1 rRNA gene is annotated in these 237 nt (G+C 55.3%); it reads left to right on the forward strand.

Annotation, left to right across the window (positions count from 1 at the left end):
• The first annotated feature begins 119 nt into the window (after positions 1-119).
• A 5S ribosomal RNA gene (gene rrf / locus AC3B4V_RS16335) occupies positions 120-235 on the forward strand.
• The last annotated feature ends 2 nt before the right edge of the window (positions 236-237 follow it).

Raw genomic sequence — 237 nt, forward strand, 5'->3', positions numbered from 1 at the left:
GTAGATAGGTCACGGGTGGAAGCATGGCGACATGTGGAGCTGAGTGATACTAATCGGTCGAGGCCTTGTTCTAGCAGATGCTTGTTGATGACTTCAGTTTTGAGGGCGCGAGCCCGTCGTCTGGTGACGATAGCCAAGTGGTCACACCCGTTCCCATGCCGAACACGGAAGTTAAGCACTTGAACGCCGAAAGTAGTTGGGGGCTTCCCCCTGTGAGGATAGGACGTTGCCAGGCAC

This window comes from Exiguobacterium sp. E17S, assembly GCF_057772545.1.